The organism is Synechococcus sp. BIOS-E4-1, from assembly GCF_014279995.1.
In the GTDB taxonomy this organism is placed as follows: Bacteria; Cyanobacteriota; Cyanobacteriia; order PCC-6307; family Cyanobiaceae; genus Synechococcus_C.
Map to the genome: position 1 here is coordinate 3009124 of NZ_CP047935.1, position 25531 is coordinate 3034654.

Here is a 25531-nt window from a genome sequence, read left to right on the forward strand (position 1 = left end):
CGATGCTCCTGGTCATCGACAACTACGACAGCTTCACCTTCAACCTGGTGCAGTATTTCGGGGAGTTAGCGGCTCAGCATCCTCTGGCTGAAGACCTGCGCGTGGAGCGCAACGATGCGATCAGTGTTGCCCAGATCCGTGACCTCAGCCCCGATGCCATCCTGTTATCCCCTGGGCCCGGAGATCCTGATCAGGCGGGAGTCTGCCTGAGTGTGCTGAAGGAGTTGTCCCCGAGCATCCCCACTCTTGGGGTCTGTCTGGGCCATCAGGCTCTTGCTCAGGCCTACGGAGGAAAAGTGGTGCGGGCCTCGGAACTGATGCATGGCAAGACCTCACCGGTGCTGCATCGAGGCGAAGGCGTCTTTGCAGGCCTGCCTCAGCCACTCACCGCCACCCGATATCACAGCTTGATTGCTGACCGCAGCAGTCTTCCCGACTGCCTGGAAGTCACTGCATGGCTGGAGGACAACACCGTGATGGGCCTGCGTCACCGTGAGCACCCCCATCTCCAGGGCGTGCAGTTCCACCCTGAAAGCGTGTTGACGGAGGCCGGGCATAACCTGCTGGCCAACTTCCTTCGACTGGCGGAAGGGCGCATTCAGCACTGCTAGTTTCCTCTGCCAGCAGGCATTCCCCCATGACAGTCTTCCTGAAACGCCAGGGTCCTGGGCGGGCCATCGCCTCCCTTGCCGCATCAACCCTCCTGGCCGGAATCAGCGGCACTGCCGCGCAGGCTGCAGGCGTCTCGATCACGAGCTACGGGCACAGTGCTCTGCTGATTCGCGGCGGAGGCCAGTCGGTGCTTGTGAACCCCTTCCGGGCCGTGGGCTGCGCCACTGGACTCAGCGAACCGCGCGTCAGCGCCAACGTGACCCTGGCCAGCTCCGAACTTCCTGACGAAGGGGCACGGATCGGAGGAGGCACCTTCCTCTCCAAGCCGGGTTCCTATCGCGTTGGCGGCATGGACCTCGAGGGATTTTCTGCTCCACATGACCGTATGGGTGGACGCCGTTTCGGCAACGCCACAATCTGGCGCTGGCAGCAGGGAGGCCTGAACTTTGCCCATCTGGGAGGAACAGCCGCCCCTCTCAGCGGTGAGGACAGGGTGCTGCTGGGTCGCCCAGATGTGCTGATCATCGGCGTCGGCGGTGGAGGCAAGGTCTACAACGGTGAGGAGGCTGCTGAGGTGGTCAGACAGCTGAATCCACGCCGGGTGATTCCCGTTCAATACGTGAATGGGGAGGCTCCGAGCGGATGTGACCAAGGCGGAGTACAGCCCTTCCTGGATGCGATGAGCGGTACAAAGGTTCGCCAGGTGGGTCCCAGCCTCACGCTGCCAGGGAGCCTGAACGACAGCACCGTGATCGAGGTGATGCGCTGAGGATCCGTTCAGGAGTCAAGCTGTTGGTAACACGCCCAGAACTTCTGCATCTGAGTGAGGGTGCCGATGCTGACGCGCAGAGATCCTTCGAGCTGCGGCTTGCCGGCCATCGAACGCACCAGGATGCCCTCCTGCCGCAATTGCTGCTCCACCTGCTGAGCGGGAGACGAGGGCCAGATCAACAGATAGTTACCGCCGTCGCAATGAAAATCGGCACCAGACTGCGTCAGCTGCGTCACTAAATAGTCACGCGCGCGTAACACTTCGGCCACATAGCTGTCTGTGTACGACTGGTCCGACAATGCAGCGAACGCGGCAGTCACAGCAAGGCTGTTGACGTCGTAAGGACCGGTCACCCTGCAGACCCGATCAACCACATCGGCATGACCGAACGCAAAACCGATCCGCAAGCCCGCAAGCCCTGAAGTCTTGGCGAGGGAGCGCAGGACCAGCAGATTGCCATGCCGCCCGAAATCAACAGTCGGCAGCACGCTGTCGCCCGTGAAAGCTTCATAGAGCTCATCCACCACCACCAGGGTGTCGGGCGCGGACATTGCCAGCTGCAGCACATGCTCTGCGGAAAGACGAGTCCCGGTGGGATTGTTGGGATTGCAGAGCATCAGAATGCGCGGGCGACGCTCCAGGGCTTCGCGAATCTGCTCCAGCGGAAAGCCAAAACCAGGCAGGGCATGGGGCACCGCTTCCACCTCCATCCCCTGCATCCCAGCACAGGGGGCGTAGTAGCCGAAGGTGGGACTCGTAGTGAGCAGGGTGTCTCCCTGAGCGCCATAGGCGTGAATCACCGCATGAATCGCAGCATCCACCCCGTTAAACACACCCACTTGCTGCGGCAACAAAGCATGCGCTAGACCCGCAGGCGAGGCCTGCAGATTGCTGATCACCGCCTCGCGCAGTCCGTCGTATTCGGGATAAACGGCAATTTGATCAGCCGGAAAGGTCCGTAGCGCCTCAGCAACCGCCGGGCTGGGACCGATGGTGTTCTCGTTGAAATCAAGCCGGAGCAAACCACGGCGTCCCTCCAGTGGTGCGCTGTAACCCCTAAGGCGCTCAACCTCAGGGCGTGCTGAAGGCGAGGGAGTCGCTGCGGTCATGCCAATCAACCTTGCCCACGAAGGTCAATCCACAAGCTATCGACATCCCTCTCATCCCAACAGTGGTGGATTCACGCCGATGATGGGAAGACTGCAGTGACCGGTCTGATGCCAACCACCTCTAGCGCATCCTCCACAACCGACACATTCGCCGAGTTCGCTGAACACGTCGATTACTCCTTGCTGAGCCAACTCAGAGCGGACCCCGAGGCCCGTGTGAACGGGCATGACCATCAGGCACGTCAGGTGAAATCGGGGCACTACGTACCGGTCACGCCAACGCCTCTGCCAACCCCGGAATACGTGGCACACAGCGACGAATTATTCGATGAGCTGGGACTCAGCCATAGCTTGGCCGAGGATGACGGCTTCCGACGGTTGTTCTCCGGCGACATCAGCGTGAACCGCGGGGAGATGCTCCCTTATGGGTGGGCCACCGGCTATGCCTTGTCGATCTACGGCACCGAATACGATCAGCAATGTCCGTTCGGCAATGGCAACGGATACGGCGATGGTCGAGCCGTCTCCGTGTTCGAAGGTCTTTTCCGAGGACGCCGCTGGGAAATGCAACTGAAGGGCGGCGGACCGACGCCCTATTGCAGAGGTGCTGATGGTCGAGCCGTGCTGCGCTCCAGTGTGCGCGAGTTTCTGGCCCAGGAATTCATGCATGCACTCGGAGTTCCCACATCACGCTCCCTGACGCTGTACGTCTCCCATGCCGAGAGTGTGCGTCGCCCCTGGTATTCAGATCAATCTCAATCCATGGATCCCGATGTGCTGATCGAGAACCCTGCAGCGATCACCACGCGCGTGGCGCCATCCTTCCTGCGAGTGGGTCAGCTCGAGCTCTTCGCGCGGCGCGTCCGCAGAGAAGCTCATCCACAGGCGCTACAGGAACTGCAGATGATCGTGCAGCACCTGATCGATCGGAACTACCGCACCGAGATTGATGAGTCTCTGAGCTTCCCTGAGCAGGTGGTGCAGCTCGCAACGTTGTTCCGAGCACGATTGATCACCCTGATATCCCACTGGATGCGAGTGGGCTATTGCCAAGGCAACTTCAACAGCGACAACTGTGCCGCCGGCGGCTTCACCCTTGACTACGGACCATTTGGCTTCTGCGAACTTTTCGACCCCCGCTTTCAGCCCTGGACCGGAGGCGGAATTCATTTCTCCTTTTTCAATCAGCCGAAGGCGGCAGAAACCAATTACCGGATGTTCTGGTCAGCCCTCAAAACGCTGCTCAAGGATCACCCGTCAGAAACGGCTCGTCTGGATGAGCTGCTGGCCAGCTTCGGCGATGCCATGCAGCAAGAACTGGATGCCATGTGGGCTCGGAAGCTTGGCCTGGCCAGCCATGAACCTGAGCTGATTGGAGAGCTTCTGCAGCTGCTGGTGGCGTCGAAGGCGGACTACACGGTTGCCTTCCGTGAATTATCGGCACTGCCGGAAAACGTCACACCTCTGAAACGGGGTTTTTACCAACCCAGCGATGAACAACTCGACAACAAGTGGAACGCATGGCTTCAGCGCTGGCATCTGCAACTTGCCGGCAATGGCGAACGAGGGGAGATCACAGCCTCAATGAGTCGCACCAATCCCGCCATCACCTGGCGCGAATGGCTGATCGCCCCTGCGTACGAACAGGCAGCTCGGGGCGACTACGGTCACGTGCGCGAATTGCAGACAGTGTTCCGTCATCCCTATGAGCCGCTTTCGCCAGAACTCGCAGTTCGTTACGACCAATTAAGGCCTAAGGAGTTCTTCGGCGCTGGGGGCATCTCTCACTACAGCTGCTCCTCCTAGACGAGCACCTAGGAACCAATCTCACAACCCGGGCAAGGCAGACCCAGCCGCCGCACGAGCACTTGGCCGCACAAGCTGATCAACATCGCTGCGCAGACATTGCGGCAAGACCATCAACTCCACTTGTTTCGATGACTCAGTGACGTCGCACTACAACCATTCAGCCCAGGAATGCTTCAGCCAGCACCCGACCAAAAGATTATTCATGGGCAATACATCAACAAAGGGTTGCAATAACAAATCTTGCATGCAAGCATTTTAAAGTGCAGTGATACCGAAATGGTCCTATCAAGCAACCCGCAAATTTCCAAAGTATTAATGCAAATCACCTGGGTCATTGGTGGCATTGGATTATGGAATGGCTTTAACGCTCTTGGCGCCGGAAATATAGATTCAGCCACCCAATGGATTGCAGGATGGTCTGTCGGAGGCGTTGGCCTGGTTTCATTTGTGCGCCATGCAATATTCCACCGCAGCGATGCATTACGCATGGGATGGGATTACGGCACCCGTAACGACTTTCAACTTGAAGTTGGCTTCGCGAATCTCGCATGGGGAGTAGTCGCTTTCGCCGGACTCGCACAAGGCTGGGGGACCCAAGCCCTTGGGTCCCTGATTCTTCTTGTGGGAATCTATATGCTGCAAGCGGCCGTCTTGCATTTACTCGAATTAAGAACAGCCAAACAACCTCGATATACCAGCAAAGTTATCAACATTAGCTACGCACTTTTCACACTTTATTTCGGCATTAATGCCCTTTCCTCCTGACGCCAGACCTACCAAAAACGAGCACTAATGGGCTAAATAAATGCGCACATTCTTTCCATGCCGAATGCGACACAAGATCAAAGCCATAAACTTAAACATCAGATTCGGTCCTCTCCACCACCCTTGAGCAAGTGAGGCATTTCATCAAGCTCCTACAGAGCAAAAGATACCGTCAGATGAATGCCAAAAGATTGGCAAGAACCATGGCAACCTCCCGGCATCAACTCACTGACTCCAACTGAGCCAATACTGCCGCCATTTGCACACCATTAAGGCCTGCACTCAAAGACAACAACAACAGCACCCGAGCTTTCTGAGGATTCAGGCTGCCGGCAGGCAGCGTTCCACAACGTTCATCTTCAGGCGAGCGATGCACAGGACCTGATCCACAACGGCTGGCCCGCAGCATCAATGGCCGCGGACCCGACCAAGTCTCAAGCACGTCACGTTCCACGGCCGAGAGCTGACCGGCGCCGGTGCCGGTAAACACCAGGCCCTGAATTCTTGCCTTCAGCATCGCAGTGAGCATGCTCGACTCGGGCTCCACACAGCCATAGAGGATGGCCACCCTGGGCCATTGCCCAGGCAAGGTGAGGCCTGCGAACGGAGCCTCTCGCGCTTCACTCACCAGAGGCAAATGAACGCCGGCGTCATCAACCCAGCCCAACGGCCCAGTGCCTGGACTGGCAAACGCCCCTACCCCCTGTGTCGCCACCTTGGTCACCTTGCGTGCCGCATGGATCCATCCATCCATCACCACCAGCACTCCCTGACCGCGGGATTGCGGAGCACTGGCCACCTGAACGGCCTGAAACAGATTGAGCGGGCCATCCGCACTGAGTGCCGTTGCCGGCCGCATCGCCCCACCTAGCACCACCGGCCGCGGGTCATCGATCAGCAACTGCAGCAGCCAGGCTGTTTCCTCCAAGGTGTTGGTGCCGTGGCTGATCACAACACCAGCGAGATCGGCATCAGCTGCAAAGGCTGAACGCACATGGGTGACGAGCGCCTGCCAATGGGCGAAGGTCAGGTCCGCACTGTCGACGTTGGCAATCTGCTCCACCTGAATCTCAGCGAGCTGTTGCAGCTGGGGCACCGATTGCAGCAACTGCTCAGCGTGGATGACGCCTGCTGAGTAGTTGTTCAGAGCGGTGACATCTTTCGCCCTTCCTGCGATTGTGCCACCGGTGGCGAGCAACAAGAGCCGAGGCATGAAGGCACCACTCTCCAAGGAACCGCTCACATCCGCTCCAAGGTGTTGATGCCGAGCAGACCGAGTCCGGTTTTGAGCGTGTCGGCAGTGAGGCGACAGAGGGCCAGCCGTGACGGCAACGCCTTAGGCCCGGCCTTAAGCACCGGCACCTGGTCGTAAAAGCGATTGAACACCTGGCTGAGCTCAAACAGATAGCTGCAGAGCCGATTGGGGAGCAACTCCTCCTCCACCTCGGCAACCACTGCATCGAACTTGAGAAGTTCACGCACAAGAGCCCATTCCTGAGGCTCACTGAACTGCAGCTGAGTAGTCGATCGATCCAGGTCGCCTCCCTTGCGGGCGATACCGGAGATGCGCACCAGCGCATAGAGCAGATAGGGAGCCGTGTTTCCCTGCAGGGCCAGCATCCGATCAAACGAAAACTGGTAGTTGGTGATCCGGTTCTGACTGAGGTCGGCGTATTTCACCGCCGCAAGGCCGACGGTGCCGGCTACATGGTTGATGAAGTCTTCGGGTTCCTGCCGCTCCTCCTCCTTGAGACGCGAACGCAGATCCGCTTCAGCGCGCTCCACCGCTCCATCCAGCAGATCGCGGAGTCGCACGGTGTCACCGGCCCGAGTCTTGAGCTTCTTGCCGTCTTCTCCCTGCACCAATCCGAAGGGCACATGCTCCAGGCGGGCACCGTCGGGAATCCAGCCCGCCCGTTGCGCCACCTGAAAAACCCCAGCAAAATGGTTGGCCTGGCCGGCATCCGTCACATAGATCACCCGGCGAGCCGAATCCCCATCGGGAGCGGCCGCGAACCGGTAGCGAATCGCCGCCAGGTCGGTGGTGGCGTAATTAAAACCGCCATCGCTTTTCTGCACGATCACCGGCAGCGGTTTGCCGTCCTTACCGCTGACCCCTTCCAGGAAGACGCACTCTGCCCCATCGTCGGTGACCAGCAGACCGACTTGCTTCAGCCCATCGATCACCCCTGGCAGGAAGGGGTTGTAGAACGACTCTCCCCGCTCACTCAGGCGAATATCAAGCCGGTCATAGATCTTCTGGAACTCGCGCCGCGACTGGTCACAGAGCAGCCCCCAGGCCTTGAGCGAAAGAGGATCGCCTCCCTGGAGCTTGACCACCTCCTCCCGGGATGTGATCTGGAAGTCCTCGTCATCATCAAAACGCTTCTTGGCTTCGCGATAGAACGCCACCAGATCACCGAGATCCACTGCATCGGCTGTCTCCAGAGCCTCAGGTGCAACCTGCTTCAGATGGGTGATCAGCATCCCGAACTGGGTCCCCCAATCACCCACATGGTTGAGGCGGAGCACCCGATGACCGCGAAACTCGAGAACACGCGCCAGTGAGTCGCCGATGATCGTGGAGCGCAGATGGCCCACGTGCATCTCCTTGGCGATGTTGGGACTGGAGAAGTCGACCACCACCGGCGCTGCATCCTTCACCGATGGAACGCCCAACCGCGCATCACCTAGCCGGGAGGCCAGCTCAGCAGCAAGACACTCGGGCCGGATGGTGAGGTTGATGAAGCCTGGACCGGCGATCTGAGGTTCAAGACAAAGGTCGGTGAAAGCAGCGTCGTTCTTGAGCTGCTCCACAATCGCTGCAGCGATCTGACGCGGGGCCTGCTTGAGCGGTTTGGCCAGGGCCAGGGCTCCATTGGCCTGAAAATCTCCGAATTCGGGCTTGCTCGCAGGAACAAGCTGGGGATCCAACGCGCGCCCGGCCTGCTGAGCCTCCGCAGCGGCCTCCGGGAAAGCCCGGTCCATGGCTGCACGCAACTGTTGATCCAGGGAATGGGCGATGCGCAGCATGAACGGATCAACGGGCTTGGCAAGCCCTGATCATCCCCCGGCAGGTGCGAAACGCATACTCAGATCCAGCCAGCGACTGCGCGTGACCGGCGCACTGGTGGAGATCAGATCGATTCCTGTGGCGGCATAGGCGCGTAAATCCCCTGGCTGAATTCCAGAGGCTTCAAGAATCACAGCCCTGGAGGCAGTTCGTTCAACGGCCAGCTGGCGCAACCTGGGCACCAGGCTACTCAGCTGCTCAGGCGTGAACTCATCCAACAGCACACCATCGGCTCCGGCAATCACGGCCTCCGAGGCTTCTTGCTCGCTTTCCGCTTCCACAATCACCCTCGCCGGCCATGGAGCTGAAGCCCGCACAGCTGCAATCGCAGCTTCAATGCCACCCGCCCAGGCCAGATGGTTTTCCTTGAGCATGGCGGCATCGTCCAGACCGAGTCGATGATTGACACCCCCGCCCATGCGCACGGCGTACTTCTCAAGTTCGCGCAGTCCAGGCGTGGTCTTGCGGGTGTCAGCCAGGCGCACACCGGTTCCCTTCAGTTCTCTCACCAGTGCCGCTGTGGCCGTGGCGATGCCAGAGAGACGCATCGCCAAATTCAGCGCCGTCCGTTCAGCACCCACCAGAGCAGAGGCCTGGCCGTCGAAACGGATCAGCGTGTCCCCGGACTGCACCGCAGCACCCTCGGCAACCAGACACTCCACCTCAAGCTTGGGATCCAACAGGCGAAACAAGCGCAGAGCAAGGCTGCCACCGCAGAACACTCCTTCCTGCTTGGCGATCCAGCTCGCCTGAGCCCGCCGTCCACTCAGGGCCGGCGCGGTGAGATCACCGCGGCCAAGGTCCTCAGCCAGCCAGTCCTGGAGTTGCGCCTGAAGACGGGGGGTCGTTAGGGGCTGCTCAACGTTCATCACTCCGGAATCGCCCGCTCAACCGACTGGATCCATCATGCGGGCACGAGTGTTTGGACCTGTCCCGCAGCGCTTCATTTGCCGATGCAAAAGCGGGAAAAAATACGATCCAGCACCGATTCGGTGAGCTCTTCCCCCGTGATCTCGCCGAGGCTGTGAATGGCCTCACGCAGGTCAATCGTCCAGAAATCCCAGGGCAATCCATCCGCGGCAACCTGCTCACTGCGATCAAGGGCAGCGGCCGCCACAGTTGCCAGGTCAACCTGTCGTTGGTTGAGCGCCAGCAACAGAGAGCCGTCGCTGAGTGCGCCACAACGCTCCAGAAGCGCCTGCACCAGCTGCGCTTCCCCCACCCCTGTCACAGCGGACAGATGGACATCGGCGGGAACCGCAGCATCGCTGAGATCAGCCTTGTTTCCCACCAGCAGATGGGGCACATCCGCAGGGATCTGTTCACGCAGAACCTGATCCTCAGCGGTCCAGCCGTCAGCGAGATCAAACAGAAGCACGACCAGGTCGGCACTGGCCAAAGCGTCGTGGCTTCGGGCGATGCCCAACTGCTCAACGGCATCATTGGTGCTGCGGATACCGGCGGTATCGAGCAGCGTGATCGGAACGCCCTCCAGCACGATTTCGCTTTCCAGCAGGTCTCTTGTGGTTCCAGGCAGATCGGTGACGATGGCTCGCTCGCGCCGACTGAGCAGATTCAGAAGTGAGCTCTTGCCCACGTTCGGTCTGCCGACGAGCGCCACCCGCAGCCCCTGACGCAAGGCGACACTGCGCTCCCCATCCGCCACAAGTTGCAGCAACTCGTCGCGTACTGACTGCAAGACCTTCAGTAAGGCCGGGCCATCGAGAGCAGGCAGATCCTCCTCAAAATCAACCCTGGCCTCCAACTCACTGAGCTGATCCAGCAGACGTTCGCGCAACATCTGGATTCGACGCTGAATGCCGCCATCCACGCCTGCCATCGCCAGCTGCGCAGCTCGCTGGCTGCGTGCGGCCACCAGATCACCGATCGCCTCAGCACGCGTGAGATCGAGGCGCCCGTTCAGGACAGCTCTCTGACTGAATTCACCGGGCAATGCTCGGCGAATCCCAGGCTGTTCGAGCACACGGGCCATGACCCGCTGCACAGCCATCACTCCGCCATGGCAATGGATTTCCACCACGTCTTCAGCGGTGAAACTGCGTGGCGCCTTCATCACAAGCACCAACACCTCATCGAGTCGCTCCATTCCATCGGCTGCCATCACGTGGCCGTAAAGCACCCGATGGCTCTCCCACAGCTGTGTGCCCGGGAAGCAGGTGATCTCGCTCACCGCCCGTTGAGCGTCAGGGCCGGACAGTCGAATCACCGCGATGCCGCCCTGCCCGGGGGCCACTGCCGTGGCCACTGCAGCAATCGTTTGCCTCTCCAGGTTGATCTCCTGCATCGCAGTGCTGCAACAGCCCCGAGCCCACTCCCTACGATCACATCCTCAATGCCATGCGAGAACCGCCGACACTCCGATGGGCCGGATGCTGAGAAAGGCACATCAACGCCTGCAGAAAGGGCTGCAATGGATCTGGCAACAGGAAGGCACTCCAGGACAGCGGGCCCGTGGGCTTGCTGCCGGCATCTTCTGCGGCTGCTTTCCGATCTTCGGTTTGCAGACACTGGTGGGAATCGCTCTGGCCAGTGTGGTGCGTGGGAACCATCTGTTGGCGGCCGCCGGCACCTGGATCAGCAATCCCTTCACCTACCTGCCGCTCTATTGGTTCAACTACCGGATCGGGGCTCTGCTGCTCGGCCCCGGCCGCGAATGGCCAGGCTTCGATGCCCTGCACCAGGAGGGCTTCAACCAACTGGGCTGGAGCGTGATCAGCCGCTTGCTGCTGGGCTCCAGCATCACTGGTGCCGTCTGCTCGGCACTGGGCTGGTGGCTAAGCCTGAATTGGCTCCTACAGCAACAACGCAAACGCTGTGGGCAGTCGCGCTCGAAGTCAGGTACCGCTGCTGCGGGCGATATCAATCACATCCGCCATTGAACGGATCTGGTGCATGGTGCGCTGCAGCTGCTCGGCACTGGCCAGCTCCAAACGCAGATCAATGCGTGCTGGCTTTCCATAGCTGGTCTTCACACGGGCATCACTGACGTTGATGCGTCCATCAGAGAGGCGCATCAGGATGTCCTTGAGAATCCCGACACGGTCGATCACCTCAATCCGCAGCTGCGCGGGGAAACGTTGGCTTCTTGCCGCCAAAGCGGGATTCCAGCGCACAGGCAATCGCCGTTCGCTTGGAATCGCCTCCACATTGGAGCAGTCCTGGCGATGCACGGTGATGCCATGGTTGCCGAGGGCTACCGTGCCCAGAATCGCCTCGCCGGGAAGAGGGCTGCAACAACCACCGAGGCGGTAGTCGAGACCCTCCACACCAAGGATGGGATCCTGCTGATCAGGGCTGGAGCGGGGGGTGCCGGTTTCAGCCTGCTGCACAAGCTGGCGGGCGACGTCTTCGTTACTGAGCGGTGGCTCCTCGATGGTGGCCTGCAGGCGGATCTCCTCTCGCAGACGGTTGAGCACCTGATGCAGGGTGACGGCTCCGAAGCCGAGGGCCGCAAGCAGATCCTCGGTGCTGAGCAGGTTGCAGCGCTCGGCCACACGCGTCATGGCATCACTGCTGAGCAGAGCATCAAAACCGCTGCGTCCCAGCTCCCGTTCGAGCAGATCCTTGCCCCGCTCAACCGTTTCATCCCGATGACTGCGTTTGTACCACTGGCGGATGCGATTACGCGCCGTGGGCGTCGCCACGAAATTGAGCCAATCAAGACTGGGGTGTGCCGTCTTGCTCGTGAGCACATTCACAAAATCACCGTTCTGGAGCGGCGTCGACAGGGGAGAAAGTCGATCGTTGATGCGCACGCCATGGCAGTGATTACCCACTTCCGAGTGGATGCGATAGGCAAAATCCACAGCCGTCGACCCTTTGCGCAAACCCAGAACGTCGCCTTTGGGCGTGAACACGAACACCTCTTCATCGAAGAGATCTTCCTTGATCGAAGCGAGGTAGTCATTGTGATCATCAGCTCCCCCCTCCTGCTGCCAATCAACAAGTTGCCGCAACCAGTTGAAGCGTTCAGTGTCTCCGCCGGCAGCGGGTGAGCCGCCCTCTTTGTATTTCCAGTGCGCGGCAATTCCGAACTCCGCCACCCGGTGCATATCCAGCGTTCGGATCTGTACTTCGATCGGACGGTGACGTCCGATGACAGCCGTATGCAACGACTGATAACCATTGGGCTTGGGCAGACCGATGTAGTCCTTGAAGCGCCCGGGAATGGGACGGAAGGTGTCGTGAACAACCGCAAGAGCCCGATAGCAGGCTTCAACACTGGGGGTAAGGATCCGCAGGGCCGCCACGTCGTAAATCTCGTGGAAGGCTTTTTGCTGACGCTGCATCTTGGTCCAGATACCGAAGAGGTGCTTGGGCCGACCGCTCACCTCACAGTTCTCAAGCCCGACAGCCGCCAGGCGATCACTGAGCAACTGCACGGTGACCCCCAGACGTTCCTCCCGCTCGCTGCGCTTGGTCGCGACTTCCTGCTGAATCTCCCTGAAGGCATCCGGCTCAAGCAATTTGAAGGACAGATCCTCCAGCTCCCACTTGAAGCGACCGATGCCAAGACGGTTGGCCAGAGGTGCATAAATCTCGCGGGTTTCCCGGGCAATGCGCTGGCGCTTTTCCTCGCGCAGCGCCCCCAGCGTGCGCATGTTGTGCAGTCGGTCGGCGAGCTTCACAAGCACCACGCGGATGTCGCTGGCCATCGCCAGGAACATCTTGCGCAGGTTTTCGGCCTGAGCCTCAGTGCGATTGGTGAAATGCAGCCCCCCAAGCTTGGTGACCCCCTCCACCAGCTCCCGGACCTCCGGTCCGAAATGACTCTCGAGCTGCTCCGGAGTGACATCGGTGTCCTCCACCACGTCGTGCAGAAAGCCTGCAGCGATCACGCTGGCGCTGGCACCGATATCCCTCAGCAGATCAGCCACCGCCACCGGATGAACGATGTAGGGGTCGCCGCTGGCGCGAAACTGGCCCTCGTGCAGCTGAAAAGCAAAATCAAAGGCCGCTGCAAGCAGAGCCTCTGAATCGGTGGGGCAGCTGTGACCGATCCCTGGCGGCACGTGGTCGATGCACTCACGCAACCAGGCAGGGAGGTCGATGCCGTAGTCGTCAGCCGAACGGATGGGCCTGTCCCTCAGAGCCACCAGACCGCAAGCCGGTGCAGCGGATCCATTCCGGATCTGCACTGCGACCGTCTCGGAGGTGGCGTTGAGCATCCGAACCGACAGGTGAATCCATGGTATGTAGCCATGAGCACCTGCGCTTCGATTGCCATGACAACCGCGCCAGCGACTGTCCTGGAGCTCGAACAATTCAGGCTCCGTTACCCGGGAAGCCAGGCCTGGACTCTCGATGGACTTGACCTGCGTCTGCATCCCGGCGAACGCCTGGCCCTGGTTGGCCCCTCCGGCTGCGGCAAGAGCACAGTGGCCAGGGCAGCGCTGCAACTGCTGCCCCCGGGCAGCAGTTGCGAGGGAGAACTAAGCCTGAATGGTCACGATCCCCGCAGCCTCAACTTGACCGATCTGAGGAGATTGCGCGGCGAGTCGGTGGGACTGGTGTTTCAGGATCCGATGACACGCCTGAATCCACTGATGACCGTGGGCGGTCATCTGATCGACACCCTGCGTGCCCACAGGCCGACCATGCACGAGACAGAACGTCTCAAGCGGGCCGAGGAGCTGCTGGAGCAGGTGGGCATCGGCGCTGCTCGCTTCCGCGCCTACCCCCACGAGTTCAGCGGCGGCATGCGTCAGCGCCTGGCCATTGCCCTGGCCATCGCACTGAGCCCCCCTCTGGTGATCGCGGACGAACCCACCACCAGCCTGGATGTAGCCGTGGCTGGTCAGGTAATGGCTGCTCTGAGAGCGCTGTGCCAGGAACTGGGCAGCGCTCTGTTACTGATCACTCACGATCTGGCCATGGCCAATCGCTGGTGCGAACGCATGGCTGTACTGGACGGTGGACGGGTCGTGGAGATCAACCGAAGCGACGTGGTCCTGACCTATCCCAGCTCCAGGGTGGGACAACGGCTGCTTGCCGCTGCCCGAGCACGAGAGGGAGGAAGCACCCCTGAAGCACCCGAGGCTGAAACGGTGCTGGCTGTGCAGGCACTGCGCTGCTGGCACAACCTGGGCGGTCCACCCTGGAATCCAACCTGGCTGAAAGCGGTGGACGGCATCAGCTTCCAGTTGCAAGCCGGCGAAACCCTTGGAGTGGTGGGAGGATCCGGCTGCGGCAAAAGCACCCTCTGCCGTGCCCTGATGGGACTGATGCCGATTCGTGGTGGCAGGGTGCAGTTACTCGGTCAGGATCTGCTCAGGCTGCGGGGACGTGAAGCGCGCCAGGCGCGGCGAACCATTCAGATGGTGTTCCAGGACCCTCTGGCTTGTCTGAATCCAGCCATGTCGGTGCTGGATGCCATCGTCGATCCACTGCGGATCCACAATCTGGCGTCACCGGCAGCAGCTCGGGAACAAGGCCGCCAGCTGCTGGAACGCGTGGGTCTTGGACCAGCCGATCGTTACCAGAATCGGCTTCCCCGCCAGCTTTCCGGGGGCCAGCAGCAACGGGTGGCCATCGCCCGCGCTCTGGCGCTGAAACCGAAGGTGCTGATCTGTGATGAAAGTGTGAGCATGCTCGATGCCGAAATCCAGGCGGAGGTTCTGGCACTGCTTCGGCAGCTGCAGCAGGAGCTTGGACTGGCCATGATTTTCATCACCCATGACCTTTCAGTGGCCGGTGGCTTCTGCCATCGACTGATCGTGCTCAACAAAGGACACGTCGTGGAGGAGGGACCCGGAGACCGGCTGCTGCATCAACCGCAGGCCGAGATCACGCGAACACTGGTCGAAGCCTGTCCTCGATTGCCAAGTTGAGGTCATGGCCCGAAGCCGAAGTGAAACGAGCGATCTTGAAAAAGCACGCAGGATTCGTTCATTGATCCACGATCAGGATTTACTCATCTGCCTCTACCCACATCTGTTTGCAGTGAAGCAAATGCTGCGACTTTCAGGGATGCGAAGCAAAAGAATCAGACGCTTTTATGACTCCAAAGCTGAAGCGATGATTTATCTGAAGAACGTCAAGTCCCCTCACTGGCTCCTCGTATCCGAGCAACTCAGTGACGGAAGCGGACTGGACTTGCTGCGTGAAAGCAAACGCTTCCCTAGCAGCCATCGCACCCTGCTCCTGATCAACCGTCCAGGCAAAAGCAGCTTGCGCATTGCCCGAGGACTGAACGTGGATGCAGTCCTGAATGAATTGAGTTTGGAGCAACGCTCCGGAGCATTGATCAATGCTCTGACTTCCATGAAACAAGGCAAACACTTTGAGGATCCAAGTCTCCTTGAGGGGGAAAGAATTGTTGGCCGGGAGAATGCAAAGGTGCTTTCAGAACGCCAGCTTGAAATCCTCGCCTTGGTCGCCGAGGGACTGAGCAATCGTCAAATTGCTGATCAGCTCAATATCTCCGTCAACACTGCTCGCGATCACCTCAGTGAGATCCTCACGCGCCTGGATGTCAACAACAGAGCCAGTGCCGTCTCCGCAGCCTTGAGGCTCGGGCTGATTCCCTGACCCGCGCTCCAGAAAACCCCCCATTTGCAGGATTGGCGTTCAAACGGTTTCAGCCGTGAATGGAACAACCAAGGCAGCGACCTTGCTTCCCTCAACACGAAATGATTCGGACACATCCCGACTTTCGCGAGACAGATCTGAATCACATCCCGTCGCTGCACTGAATCTGTACCTCTCATTCATGCCATGACGTCATCTGAGTCACTGCAGGTCTCCATCGGCGGAGACATCTGGTGGGGCGGCTTCACTGCCGCACTGGCCGTCACCAATAAGAGCGATCAGGCGCTTGAAAGCTGGAGCATCAGCTTCACCAGTCCCCATCAACTGGATCCCAATGCCTGGGGAGTCGCCCTCGAAAGCGAACAATTGGACAACGGACTGACGCGCTACACCCTCTCAGGAACGGGTTGGGGCAGTCGCATCCCAGCTGGCGAAACCATCAATGTTGGCTTCAACGGAGCGCAGGGCACTGACCTTGGACGCGATGGCAACCTCACCGAGGGGATGTTGTTCTCAGCGACAAGCCTTGCCTTCAGCGACAGCTCCAACGCAGATTCCGGCTCCAGCATGAGCATGGACGAGGCATCAACTACTGAGACATCCACTGCTGAGACATCCAACGGTGGGATGGCCAACGGTGGGATGGCCAACGGTGAGACATCGATCAGCGAAACATCCATCAGCGAAACATCCATCAGCGAAACATCCATCAGCGAAACATCCATCAGCGAAACATCCATCAGCGAAACATCCATGGGCGAAGCATCCATCAGCGAAACATCCATGGGCGAAGCATCCATGGCAGCTTCCAGCTCTAACGCTGCCGGCATGGACGCTGCAGGAATGGGCGGGCATGCCGGCCACGATCACGCCATGCATCAGCACGCTGCCGCGGAGGGGGCTTACACGGATATCAACAGCTGGGGAAGCTTCCACGGCTCCAATCACAATTCCGAGCACAACGAACTGGTCGGAGGCCGCACAGCGATTACCACCGAAGCCTTGGAGGCCTACAACGGCCTGCGTGCTTTCTCAGGTCTTGAAGCTGTTGGCATTGAGACCGTCGGTGAATGGGCTTTTGCCAACGGTCTGACCAACAATTCGCAGGCATGGGGCGATGACACCAAGGGGGTCGGCCTTTGGTATGCCATGCAGGGAGCGAAGGTGGGTTGGATTGCTGATCAGGCCTATGACCCTCAGATCCTCGCTGACATCCAACGAACGGCACGACTGGGATCCCAGGACGACGTGATGGGAATGGTCCGTGAGTTTGGCCATGAGGGATTCGCCGACTACATCGAGCAATCCGGATTGCGGGAGACCTTCATCAACACCTTGAAAATGGAGCCCCATTACGGAGGCTGGATGCATGGCCGCACCCATGGATTTTTGAACATCGAAGATGTCGCGATTGCTCACGACATCAATCACCTCACGGTTCTGGGATGGGATCAGGACCAACCCTTCATGAATGACACCTTTGACTGGCCGCAATGGCCGGCACTGGATGTTTCCGATTCCACGGTGATCAACTACTACCAGGGGATTGTGTCTCTGGGTGATCCACTGGGGCAGAATCTCGAAGCGTTGTCCAACCCTGGAACCCTCAAGCAGGAGCAACAACCCGTTCCTTCTCCAGAACCCATCCTCCCCGATTCACAGCCTGAAGAGACTGATCAGCTAACAGGCAAACCACTTGATGTAGAGGTCAGCGGCGATCTTTGGTGGGGCGGCTTGACAGCCTCCCTCACAGTGAACAACCAGAGCGAACAGCAACTTGATCGTTGGTCGCTGAGTTTCAACAGCAACCACAGGTTTTATGGCGAATCCTGGGGAATAGACGTGACCACTGAACAATTGGATGGAGAGCTCTATCGCTACGAACTCTCCGGAGCGGACTGGGGCTCATCCATTGGTGCTGGTCAGTCGCTGACGGTGGGATTCAATGCCCTTTCGACTACGGATCTTGGCAGAGATGGAGTGCTAACAGAAGACATGCTGCTGGCTTCAGGGAGCGAAATCAGTCAGCTGTAACCAAGGCTGCGATTCCTCAGGGTGCACCGAAACCAGTCCAGAAGCCTGAATCACCCCGTCGACACCGATGAGATGATTCGGGCTCATCTAGCAAGGATCGAATCTCAGTTTCAGGATAAAAATCCTTATAAGTTATCGTGATTTACCCTGGATGCTCCCCGCATTTTGACTGGTGAGTCGTGCGTCGAGATTCGATGCCCAAGCTAATGAGAACCATTGTGATGTTGGGCCTAGGTGCATTCATGGCATGCACCATGGGGAATTTGAGTTGCAAAGTCCGCGCCAGTGAGAACATCTCGGACGAACAAGAACCAGTCAACGTGATTTGGCACCCTGATCCACCTTATGCATTAAACGAAAACGAGATACCAACAGGATTTGAGATCGATCTCTGGAGGATGATCGCCGAGACCAGGAAGATCCCATACCGCATCACACGAGCTCATACCTTTGGAGAGCTTCTCGAAGCAATTGGCAGTGGACGCGCAGACGTGGCAATGGGAGGGATTTTAATCAACGAAAATCGCAGCAAACGCTTCGAGTTCAGCTTTCCAACAGCCACGAGCGAGTTCAAAATTTATGAGCTGAAACAGGAAAGGTCGACAGCACTTCGCCTGCTCCAGGTGACAACTTCCAAGGAAGTACTCCTGATCTTTGCGGGAGTTGCTCTAATCGCCTGCTTCTTCGCAGTACCGGTTTGGCTGCTTGAACGCAATCGACTCGATCTTATTCACGAAAAGAAACGCCACCAACTGATTCTGATCCTCCAGAAAACCCTCTTACTCTCTACAGATCACACACAAAAATCCAAAACTCGGATCATTTCGATTATCTCATTATTTGCAAGAGTCTTATTAACAGCTTACTTCGCTTCTTACATCCTAAAAACAGCCAATAATGTTCAGAAGAGTAGCGAACAGGAAGTCATCACTTCGCTCGACAGTCCAACTCTCCAAGGAAAAACCTTTGCTTCTTTAACAGATTCCATTCAGGGGTCTATTCTGAAAGCCAAAGGCATCAAACAGATCAGCTGCGAGCTGATACCTGAATGCCTGCAACAACTTGAAGACGGTCGCGCTGATGCAATCCTCGCAGACGAACAGAGCATGCAAACCGCGCTTCAACAGACGCCTTACTCACTCAATATCAAGCCAACGAGTGAAACCCTGACAACATTATTTATCGCCTACGGGATGTCAAAAAACTTCCTGGATGATCCCCGCTCAGGGGCTATCAACGACGCAATAGCTCGTAGCTATTACGACGGAACTTATGCCAAACTGAGCCAGACCTGGCTGCGCAAATAGCAACATATCTGCAGATATTATCTACAGTCAAAGTGATGCTGTCCTCTCCCAACAAGATGACATCAGACATCAGCCGCAACAGGTCGCGCAAGAACCTCTCAAAAGCAATCTCCAAAAACATCAGGAGCTGATCTCACGGCCAAGCACTGGAACAGATCATCGTTTCTGATCATTCAAAATCCTCATTTAACCAAGAAAAGTCTAGATATTACCCAGAGCAGCACAGCTGACTGTGACTGACGACATAAGAGAGAGAGAGAGAGAGAGAGAGAGCTCCGCATGAATACACTCAAGCCAGGGCAATCGGGGACAGACATTTCCAGAAATTTGACGACAGCGTCACAGAAGCCATGAAGGCAACAACTGAGCCAAACGATTTCGGCTTAAGCTTCGATGCCAAGCCCTAGGGCGGCAGATCATCCATCTCATTGCTAACAAGGCATTAACGCCGACGCCCAAACAGGCAATGAGCATTGAATCAGTCCAGCCCGGCTTCTTCACTAGCGAGCACAAAAGCTATCAAGACTTTATCAATACATACTTCAAGAATTACGATAAAACAATAGGGCATTACACATCGTTTGAAGTAACCGAAACAACTAGTTTATTCGCACAGCTCAATGATTTACCTTTTGATATAGATCTCTATCTAGGAAAAATCGACGAAAGCACTGGCGAGCCTGAAAGCACTGTCAAGCCTCTTGCCCCCGACATCTACAACAGCTCCACCAATCCCAACCAAGAAGAAGAAAGCTTTTTTGCCCAACTTGAACCAGGGGAATACTGGCTGAGCCTGAAAATCAATCATGAAGAGAATCAAATCACCTGGCCAACAAAAGATCAACAACTTAAGGCCTTTGAATTTAAAGTTGATGGGCAAATATTCAACAAAACAACAAAGCTAAGCAATGACTCATTGTTCAATCAGCAGTGGTATCTCTTTAACAGAGGTGTCCCTGATGCGGATATCTCCGCACAAGAAGGTTGGAATTTAGCGTATGATGCTTCGAATATTCAAATTGCCATTATTGACACGGGGGTCGACGTCAACCATCCGGACCTGATCGGGAACCTTTGGCACAACCCAGACGAAATTGCAAACAACGGAAATGACGACGATGGCAACGGAAAAGCGGATGACATTCACGGCTGGAACTTTATTACCAACACCCCCAATATAGTCGCCAACAAAAATACATCCCATGGAACACATGTAGCGGGGATCGCTGCAGCTCAAGGAAACAATAATCTAGGTATAACAGGCGTTGCATGGGACGCGCAGCTGATGACACTAGATGTAGAAAATGGAGACCCACTAAACGCGGAAGATCCAAACTTTTACACACATATTGTTCCTGAAGCCATTCGCTATGCCGTCGACAATGGAGCCGATATTATCAATATGTCATTTGGCCAGAGAACCAAGCTAAGTAGTGATCAATATTGGGCCCAAAAAAACATACCGCTGGTTGAGGCATTCCAACATGCCTACGACAATGATGTGTTCATCACCGTCGCAGCCGGCAACGAAGGAGAGCCTTACTACAATCGGGATATGTGGGATGGCGTGGGCAATCTTGATCGATACTTTGATGTGCCCGCCAGCTTTAGCGAAAGCTTTGGAAATATTGCTTCCGTCGCCTCAACAAATATTCAAAATGACAAGGCAAGTTATAGCAATTTTGGGCAATCAATTTCCATTGCCGCGCCTGGAGGTGATGGCCCCCACCTAGAAACATATATTCTCAGCACAGTACCTACAAACACTGGCTCCATCGAAGACCACTACGATTACATGGCTGGCACATCACAAGCCGCACCTTTGGTTGCAGGCATGGCGGCCTTAATCCGTGCTCAGGATGCACAAATCACAGCAACGGAAACTCTGGCAATACTCCGAGCGGGGGCACAACGCAACCCACGCTTGATGCCCTATGTGAACCAGGGTTACCAAGCCAATCTCTACGATTCATTGTTGCTGGCACAGAGCTGGGAAGGTCCGAACACCCTGACCAAGATCGGCCAAGAAAGTGCTCCAGTGATGAATCTCACCGCACTAACGACATCACAAGCCCTTACAGGCCAACTAACACTGAGCCGTGATACTGAGCACGACTCAGTCATTGGCTTCTATCGCGTACTTGATACCAATGGAACAGTGCTCGATGCACTCGGCAACAGCATCAAACCGGGCGATGCCAACTATCAATCCATCGCTCTCAATGCAGGTAATCTGGTGAATGGGCTGACCAATCTTGAAATCAACAACGAGGGAAGTAGCCTTGTGGATTACTCAATTTCCAGCTCAATCAAGGGCACCTATCTAGCGCCCTACATCATCAGTGGAGACAACACCTGGTTTGCCTGGAGCGAGGCCAACAGTGATGGTCTGAATCGCTTCAAAGTGCTGGGTGCCAATCGCTTTGGGTTTGAGGATCAGGCTGGCATTGCCGGAGAAGGTGATTTCAACGATCTGGTGCTGAACTTCGCGAGCCAGCAGATCCTTTGATCGTGCACTAGGAACGGCGTCTTAGGACCGCCAACAATTTTTCCAGCACCGGCGGGATCGGTGCCTCAAACAGCATCCGCTTCCGTGTGATGGGGTGGTCCAAGCCCAGCTGAAAGGCATGCAGGGCCTGGCCGGGCAACTCAATCGGCAATTTGCGGCAGCGGCTGTAAGTGGGATCGCCCACCACCGGGTGATTGATGTGCGCGCAATGCACCCGGATCTGGTGGGTGCGGCCGGTGTCGAGCTTGAAGCGCAACAGCGAATAATCGCCGAGCCGCTCCTCGAGGTTCCAGTGCGTGCAGGCATGACGTCCAGTCTCACCACTCACCACCGCATATTTTTTGCGATCGACGGGATGACGACCGATCGCCCCCACGATCGTGCCGCTGTCACCTGTGGGCACACCATGCACCACCGCCAGGTACTCACGTGAAGCGATGCGCTTCTGAATCTGACTCTGGAGGCGCACCAGAGCCTCCTGGCTCTTGGCAATCACGATGCAACCGGTGGTGTCCTTGTCGAGACGATGGACGATGCCGGGTCGCAGCTTGCCGCTGATCCCCGGCAAATCAGGGCAGTGGTGCAGCAAACCATTCACCAGCGTGCCGTCTTTGTTGCCGGGTGCCGGATGCACGGTGAGACCAGCCGGTTTGTTGATCACGATCAGATGCTCATCCTCAAAAAGCACATCGAGATCCATCGGCTGCGGCTTCAGATAGGGCAGCGGCTCCGGCGGTGGCATCCAAAGCTGCACCTCATCGCCCTGGCGCAGGGGTGTCTTGGCCTTGCCGGTCTTGCCGTTCACACGCACATAACCGGCATCAATGAACTTCTGAATGCGGGCGCGACTCTGCTCAGTGCGCTGACTCACCAGCCAACGGTCAAGCCGCATCGGCAGCGGTTTGGGATAGGTGAGCGACAGCAGCTCACCCTCGCCCTCGCCGAACCCGTCGGTGAACGTTTCTTCCGGCAGCGGAGGGCGACTCCAGACACGACTCATGCCGGCAACTCCAAAGCGATGCTGCCCAGCGCCGACTTACGAAAGTCATCCAGCAACCTCTGAGCCATTCGCGCCGTGTCACCGGAGGTGTGGCGCAGTGCCACGGCCTGAAGCCAGAGGGCTGGGTCTTCGGTCTCACCCGCAAGAGGTGTTCCATACCGCCCTTGCAACACAGCAAGCGCCACACCGGAAGACTGCTGCTGCTGCAGACCCATCAGCAGCCGCAAAAACGCCTGAGCGACGAGTTCACCGTCATAGGCCGCCTGGCCGATGTCATCACAGAGGGCCAGATGCAACGCGGCCTGCTGATCATCAAGCCTGGGTGGCAGCACTCCCGGTGCATCCAGCAGGTCGATGTCCTGGCCAAGGCGCACCCAGCGCAGGGTGCGGGTGACGCCAGCCCGGCGAGCACTCGCCACCACCTTCTGCTTCACCAGCCTGTTGATCAGCGCTGATTTGCCCACGTTGGGAAAACCCAGAGTGAGCGCTCGCACAGGCCTGGGGCGCATGCCCCTGTTACGCCGCCGTTCGTTCAGCTGGTCGCCGGCGCGAATGGCAGCCTGCTGCACCTGTTTGACCCCGGTGCCCGCCTTGGCGTCACACCACAGCGTGCGCTGACCCCGGCCTTTGAACCATGCCTCCCAGGAGCTTCGCGCTTCAGCCGTGACCATGTCGCGACGGTTGATCACCAGCAGGTGTTGCTTGCCCTTGATCCAACGGCTGAGGTGGGGATGGCCGGTGGCCAGAGGGATGCGTGCGTCACGGACCTCGATCACCAGATCCACCTTGTCGAGATTGCGCCGGAGTTGTTGCTCCGCCTTGGCGATGTGGCCGGGGTACCACTGAATCGGTGGTGAACTCACGGCACCACCAACACAGGACAGGACACCAGCTGAAGCACCCGTGCAGCCGTGCAGCCGCTGTCGGATTCCAAGTTCACACCCCTTGTTCCCATCACGATCACATCCACATTCAACTCATCAGCCACATCAGAAATCACAGAGGCCGTTTGGCCACTGCGCTCAATCTTCTGGCAGCTGAAACCAGCCTGTTCAAAGCGTTCGCGGGTCTGGTCAAGCCTCCCTGCAACCGCTTCATGGTCATGCTTCTGAGAACGTTCTGACTGCAGCACCGACAGAAGCACCAATCGACTGCCGTAACGGCGCGCGAGCTCCAGAGCCTTGTCCACTGTCTCCAGGGCCTCATCGCTCTGATCGATCGGGAAGAGGACGGTCTTGAACATTCACACGACCTCCGGCCAATGCCCTTTAAGCCAGTCCTAGCGCTGGGCCTGCAGAACTCGGGTTAATCTCTCCCCGTTTTCTTACCGCACCACACAACCCTCATGGCGAAGCGTTCCCTGGCCAGCCTCTCCGGCGCCGACCTCAGCGGAAAACGTGTTCTCGTGCGGGTCGATTTCAATGTGCCCCTCAATGATGCCGGGGCCATCACCGATGACACCCGCATCCGTGCTGCGCTGCCCACCGTCAAGGACCTGATCGACAAAGGCGCCAAAGTGATTCTTTCCGCCCACTTCGGACGGCCCAAGGGGCAGGTGAATGACTCCATGCGTCTCACCCCCGTTGCCGCCCGTCTGAGCGAATTGCTGGGCAAGCCTGTCTCCAAGACCGAAAGCTGCATCGGACCTGACGCCGAAGCCAAGGTCAATGCCATGGCCGATGGCGATGTGGTGCTGCTGGAGAACGTACGTTTCTTCGCGGAAGAGGAAAAGAATGAAGCCGGTTTCGCCGAAAAGCTTGCTGGACTTGCTGAGGTGTATGTGAACGACGCCTTCGGTGCCGCCCACCGCGCACATGCCTCCACCGAAGGCGTGACCAAATTCCTCAAGCCATCTGTTGCCGGCTTCCTGATGGAGAAGGAGCTGCAATACCTGCAGGGTGCCGTTGACGATCCCAAACGCCCCCTCGCTGCGATCGTAGGTGGCTCCAAGGTGAGCTCCAAGATCGGCGTGCTCGAAGCCCTGATCGACAAGTGCGACAAGGTGCTGATCGGAGGCGGCATGATCTTCACCTTCTACAAGGCGCGCGGTCTCTCAGTGGGCAAGAGCCTGGTGGAAGAGGACAAGCTCGAGCTCGCTAAAGAGCTGGAGGCCAAAGCGAAGGCCAAGGGTGTTCAGTTGCTGCTGCCCACCGATGTGGTGCTGGCCGATAACTTCGCTCCCGATGCCAACAGCCAGATCGCTGATATCAACGCCATCCCTGACGGCTGGATGGGGCTGGACATCGGCCCTGACTCCATCAAGGTGTTCCAGGACGCACTCGCCGACTGCAAGACCGTGATCTGGAACGGCCCCATGGGCGTGTTCGAGTTCGACAAGTTCGCCGCCGGCACCAATGCCATCGCCACCACCCTGGCCGAGCTGAGCGGCAAGGGCTGCTGCACGATCATCGGCGGCGGCGACTCGGTTGCTGCCGTGGAGAAAGCCGGTCTTGCCGAGAAGATGTCGCACATCTCCACGGGCGGTGGTGCCAGCCTCGAACTGCTGGAAGGCAAGGTGCTTCCAGGCGTTTCCGCCCTCGACGCCGCCTGAGTAACAAGATCCGGGCAAGGGGAGGAGCGTCAGCTCCTCCCTCGGCCTTGCCTCCGGAAATCGGGCAAAGGTGTGAGGCCCAAGCGGCGACGCTCGGCATTCACAACCTGGCGTCCCTGCTCCATCAGGCGCCTGCGAGCCTGCTTCTGTTGCTTCATGCAGGTCTTGCCCGCCTCAGGAGTTTGCGCACGCTCAAGGCAGCTCTTGCCCGACTTGAGCAGCGCAAGCCGTTGGTCGTAGCTGCGCAGTCCCCAGTTGCGGCGGGCCTGGAACAGCTGCATCTTCTGACTTTCCGTGAGTTTGGATTCCGTCATCCTTCGGCCTGGAGCCGCTTCCGCGACTCCGCCGGTCTGCTGCAGAGCAGCGGCTGTGAGTGCAACGCAGGGAATCAGCAATGCTCGTCGCCAGCGATGGGTGAGCGCCATGAAGACCATCAACA

21 protein-coding genes are annotated in these 25531 nt (G+C 58.1%); 11 read left to right on the forward strand and 10 right to left on the reverse strand.

Annotation, left to right across the window (positions count from 1 at the left end; genetic code table 11):
• Window positions 1-2: 2 nt before the first annotated feature.
• The gene (locus SynBIOSE41_RS16505; protein WP_186538978.1) at window positions 3-611 is read left to right on the forward strand and encodes an aminodeoxychorismate/anthranilate synthase component II; all 609 of its coding nucleotides are present in this window, start codon (window positions 3-5) and stop codon (window positions 609-611) included.
• Window positions 612-637: 26 nt separating this feature from the next.
• The gene (locus SynBIOSE41_RS16510) at window positions 638-1381 is read left to right on the forward strand and encodes an MBL fold metallo-hydrolase (RefSeq protein ID WP_186538979.1); all 744 of its coding nucleotides are present in this window, start codon (window positions 638-640) and stop codon (window positions 1379-1381) included.
• 8 nt (window positions 1382-1389) lie between these two features.
• Here the strand turns inward: SynBIOSE41_RS16510 and SynBIOSE41_RS16515 are convergent, their stop codons facing one another.
• Entirely contained in the window at window positions 1390-2493 is a 1104-nt protein-coding gene (locus tag SynBIOSE41_RS16515) for a histidinol-phosphate transaminase (protein ID WP_186538980.1), read from the reverse strand.
• A gap of 108 nt (window positions 2494-2601) precedes the next feature.
• On the opposite strand from SynBIOSE41_RS16515, the gene SynBIOSE41_RS16520 reads away from it, so the two are divergent.
• Window positions 2602-4299, forward strand: a complete 1698-nt coding sequence (locus tag SynBIOSE41_RS16520) for a protein adenylyltransferase SelO family protein (RefSeq protein WP_186538981.1) — start codon at window positions 2602-2604, stop codon at window positions 4297-4299.
• Between the two features lie 279 nt (window positions 4300-4578).
• Window positions 4579-5067 (forward strand): DUF6790 family protein, encoded by a 489-nt coding sequence (locus SynBIOSE41_RS16525; protein ID WP_222930556.1) that lies wholly within the window; start codon window positions 4579-4581, stop codon window positions 5065-5067.
• Window positions 5068-5287: 220 nt separating this feature from the next.
• Here SynBIOSE41_RS16525 and SynBIOSE41_RS16530 read toward each other — a convergent pair whose 3' ends face one another.
• From SynBIOSE41_RS16530 to mnmE, 4 genes are all read right to left on the reverse strand, one after another.
• Window positions 5288-6280 carry an asparaginase gene (locus tag SynBIOSE41_RS16530; protein ID WP_186538983.1) on the reverse strand — a complete coding sequence of 331 codons (993 nt, stop codon included), beginning with the start codon at window positions 6278-6280 and terminating at the stop codon, window positions 5288-5290.
• Window positions 6281-6306: 26 nt separating this feature from the next.
• The gene (gene argS / locus SynBIOSE41_RS16535) at window positions 6307-8100 is read right to left on the reverse strand and encodes an arginine--tRNA ligase (RefSeq protein ID WP_186538984.1); all 1794 of its coding nucleotides are present in this window, start codon (window positions 8098-8100) and stop codon (window positions 6307-6309) included.
• 30 nt (window positions 8101-8130) lie between these two features.
• Window positions 8131-9009: a carboxylating nicotinate-nucleotide diphosphorylase gene (nadC, locus tag SynBIOSE41_RS16540; protein ID WP_186538985.1), complete on the reverse strand. Its 879-nt coding sequence runs from the start codon at window positions 9007-9009 to the stop codon at window positions 8131-8133.
• A gap of 74 nt (window positions 9010-9083) precedes the next feature.
• Window positions 9084-10445 (reverse strand): tRNA uridine-5-carboxymethylaminomethyl(34) synthesis GTPase MnmE, encoded by a 1362-nt coding sequence (gene mnmE, locus SynBIOSE41_RS16545; RefSeq protein WP_186538986.1) that lies wholly within the window; start codon window positions 10443-10445, stop codon window positions 9084-9086.
• Window positions 10446-10521: 76 nt separating this feature from the next.
• Between mnmE and SynBIOSE41_RS16550 the strand changes: the two genes are divergently transcribed.
• On the forward strand, window positions 10522-11040 hold the full coding sequence (locus SynBIOSE41_RS16550; RefSeq protein ID WP_186538987.1) for a DUF2062 domain-containing protein: 519 nt from the start codon (window positions 10522-10524) through the stop codon (window positions 11038-11040).
• Here SynBIOSE41_RS16550 and SynBIOSE41_RS16555 read toward each other — a convergent pair.
• Window positions 10996-13329: a bifunctional (p)ppGpp synthetase/guanosine-3',5'-bis(diphosphate) 3'-pyrophosphohydrolase gene (locus SynBIOSE41_RS16555; protein ID WP_186538988.1), complete on the reverse strand. Its 2334-nt coding sequence runs from the start codon at window positions 13327-13329 to the stop codon at window positions 10996-10998. The genes SynBIOSE41_RS16550 and SynBIOSE41_RS16555 overlap by 45 nt on opposite strands.
• 57 nt (window positions 13330-13386) lie before the next feature.
• On the opposite strand from SynBIOSE41_RS16555, the gene SynBIOSE41_RS16560 reads away from it, so the two are divergent.
• The 5 genes from SynBIOSE41_RS16560 to SynBIOSE41_RS16580 all read left to right on the forward strand — a co-directional run bounded on the left by SynBIOSE41_RS16560 (window position 13387) and on the right by SynBIOSE41_RS16580 (window position 21541).
• Window positions 13387-14991, forward strand: coding sequence for an ABC transporter ATP-binding protein (locus tag SynBIOSE41_RS16560; RefSeq protein WP_186538989.1), 1605 nt, complete (start codon window positions 13387-13389; stop codon window positions 14989-14991).
• 4 nt (window positions 14992-14995) lie between these two features.
• Window positions 14996-15691, forward strand: coding sequence for a response regulator transcription factor (locus tag SynBIOSE41_RS16565; RefSeq protein ID WP_186538990.1), 696 nt, complete (start codon window positions 14996-14998; stop codon window positions 15689-15691).
• Window positions 15692-15877: 186 nt separating this feature from the next.
• Window positions 15878-17725 carry a cellulose binding domain-containing protein gene (locus SynBIOSE41_RS16570; RefSeq protein ID WP_186538991.1) on the forward strand — a complete coding sequence of 616 codons (1848 nt, stop codon included), beginning with the start codon at window positions 15878-15880 and terminating at the stop codon, window positions 17723-17725.
• A 194-nt stretch (window positions 17726-17919) separates the two neighbouring features.
• Window positions 17920-19032, forward strand: a complete 1113-nt coding sequence (locus SynBIOSE41_RS16575; protein ID WP_222930557.1) for an ABC transporter substrate-binding protein — start codon at window positions 17920-17922, stop codon at window positions 19030-19032.
• A gap of 466 nt (window positions 19033-19498) precedes the next feature.
• The gene (locus tag SynBIOSE41_RS16580; protein WP_186538993.1) at window positions 19499-21541 is read left to right on the forward strand and encodes a S8 family serine peptidase; all 2043 of its coding nucleotides are present in this window, start codon (window positions 19499-19501) and stop codon (window positions 21539-21541) included.
• A gap of 7 nt (window positions 21542-21548) precedes the next feature.
• On the opposite strand, the gene SynBIOSE41_RS16585 is transcribed toward SynBIOSE41_RS16580, so the two are convergent.
• The 3 genes from SynBIOSE41_RS16585 to SynBIOSE41_RS16595 are packed head-to-tail and all read right to left on the reverse strand — an operon-like array spanning window position 21549 to window position 23784.
• Window positions 21549-22541: an RluA family pseudouridine synthase gene (locus SynBIOSE41_RS16585; protein WP_186538994.1), complete on the reverse strand. Its 993-nt coding sequence runs from the start codon at window positions 22539-22541 to the stop codon at window positions 21549-21551.
• Window positions 22538-23404, reverse strand: coding sequence for a ribosome biogenesis GTPase YlqF (ylqF, locus tag SynBIOSE41_RS16590; protein ID WP_066909219.1), 867 nt, complete (start codon window positions 23402-23404; stop codon window positions 22538-22540). Before ylqF ends, SynBIOSE41_RS16585 begins: the two co-directional genes overlap by 4 nt.
• Complete coding sequence (locus SynBIOSE41_RS16595) at window positions 23401-23784, reverse strand: universal stress protein (protein WP_066909222.1); 384 nt, start codon at window positions 23782-23784, stop codon at window positions 23401-23403. The genes ylqF and SynBIOSE41_RS16595 overlap by 4 nt, the downstream gene beginning before the upstream one ends.
• A 102-nt stretch (window positions 23785-23886) precedes the next feature.
• Here SynBIOSE41_RS16595 and pgk point away from each other — a divergent pair, with 102 nt between their 5' ends.
• Window positions 23887-25092, forward strand: coding sequence for a phosphoglycerate kinase (pgk, locus tag SynBIOSE41_RS16600; RefSeq protein WP_066909225.1), 1206 nt, complete (start codon window positions 23887-23889; stop codon window positions 25090-25092).
• Between the two features lie 29 nt (window positions 25093-25121).
• Here pgk and SynBIOSE41_RS16605 read toward each other — a convergent pair whose 3' ends face one another.
• Entirely contained in the window at window positions 25122-25517 is a 396-nt protein-coding gene (locus SynBIOSE41_RS16605; RefSeq protein WP_255475846.1) for a hypothetical protein, read from the reverse strand.
• Window positions 25518-25531 lie beyond the last annotated feature (14 nt).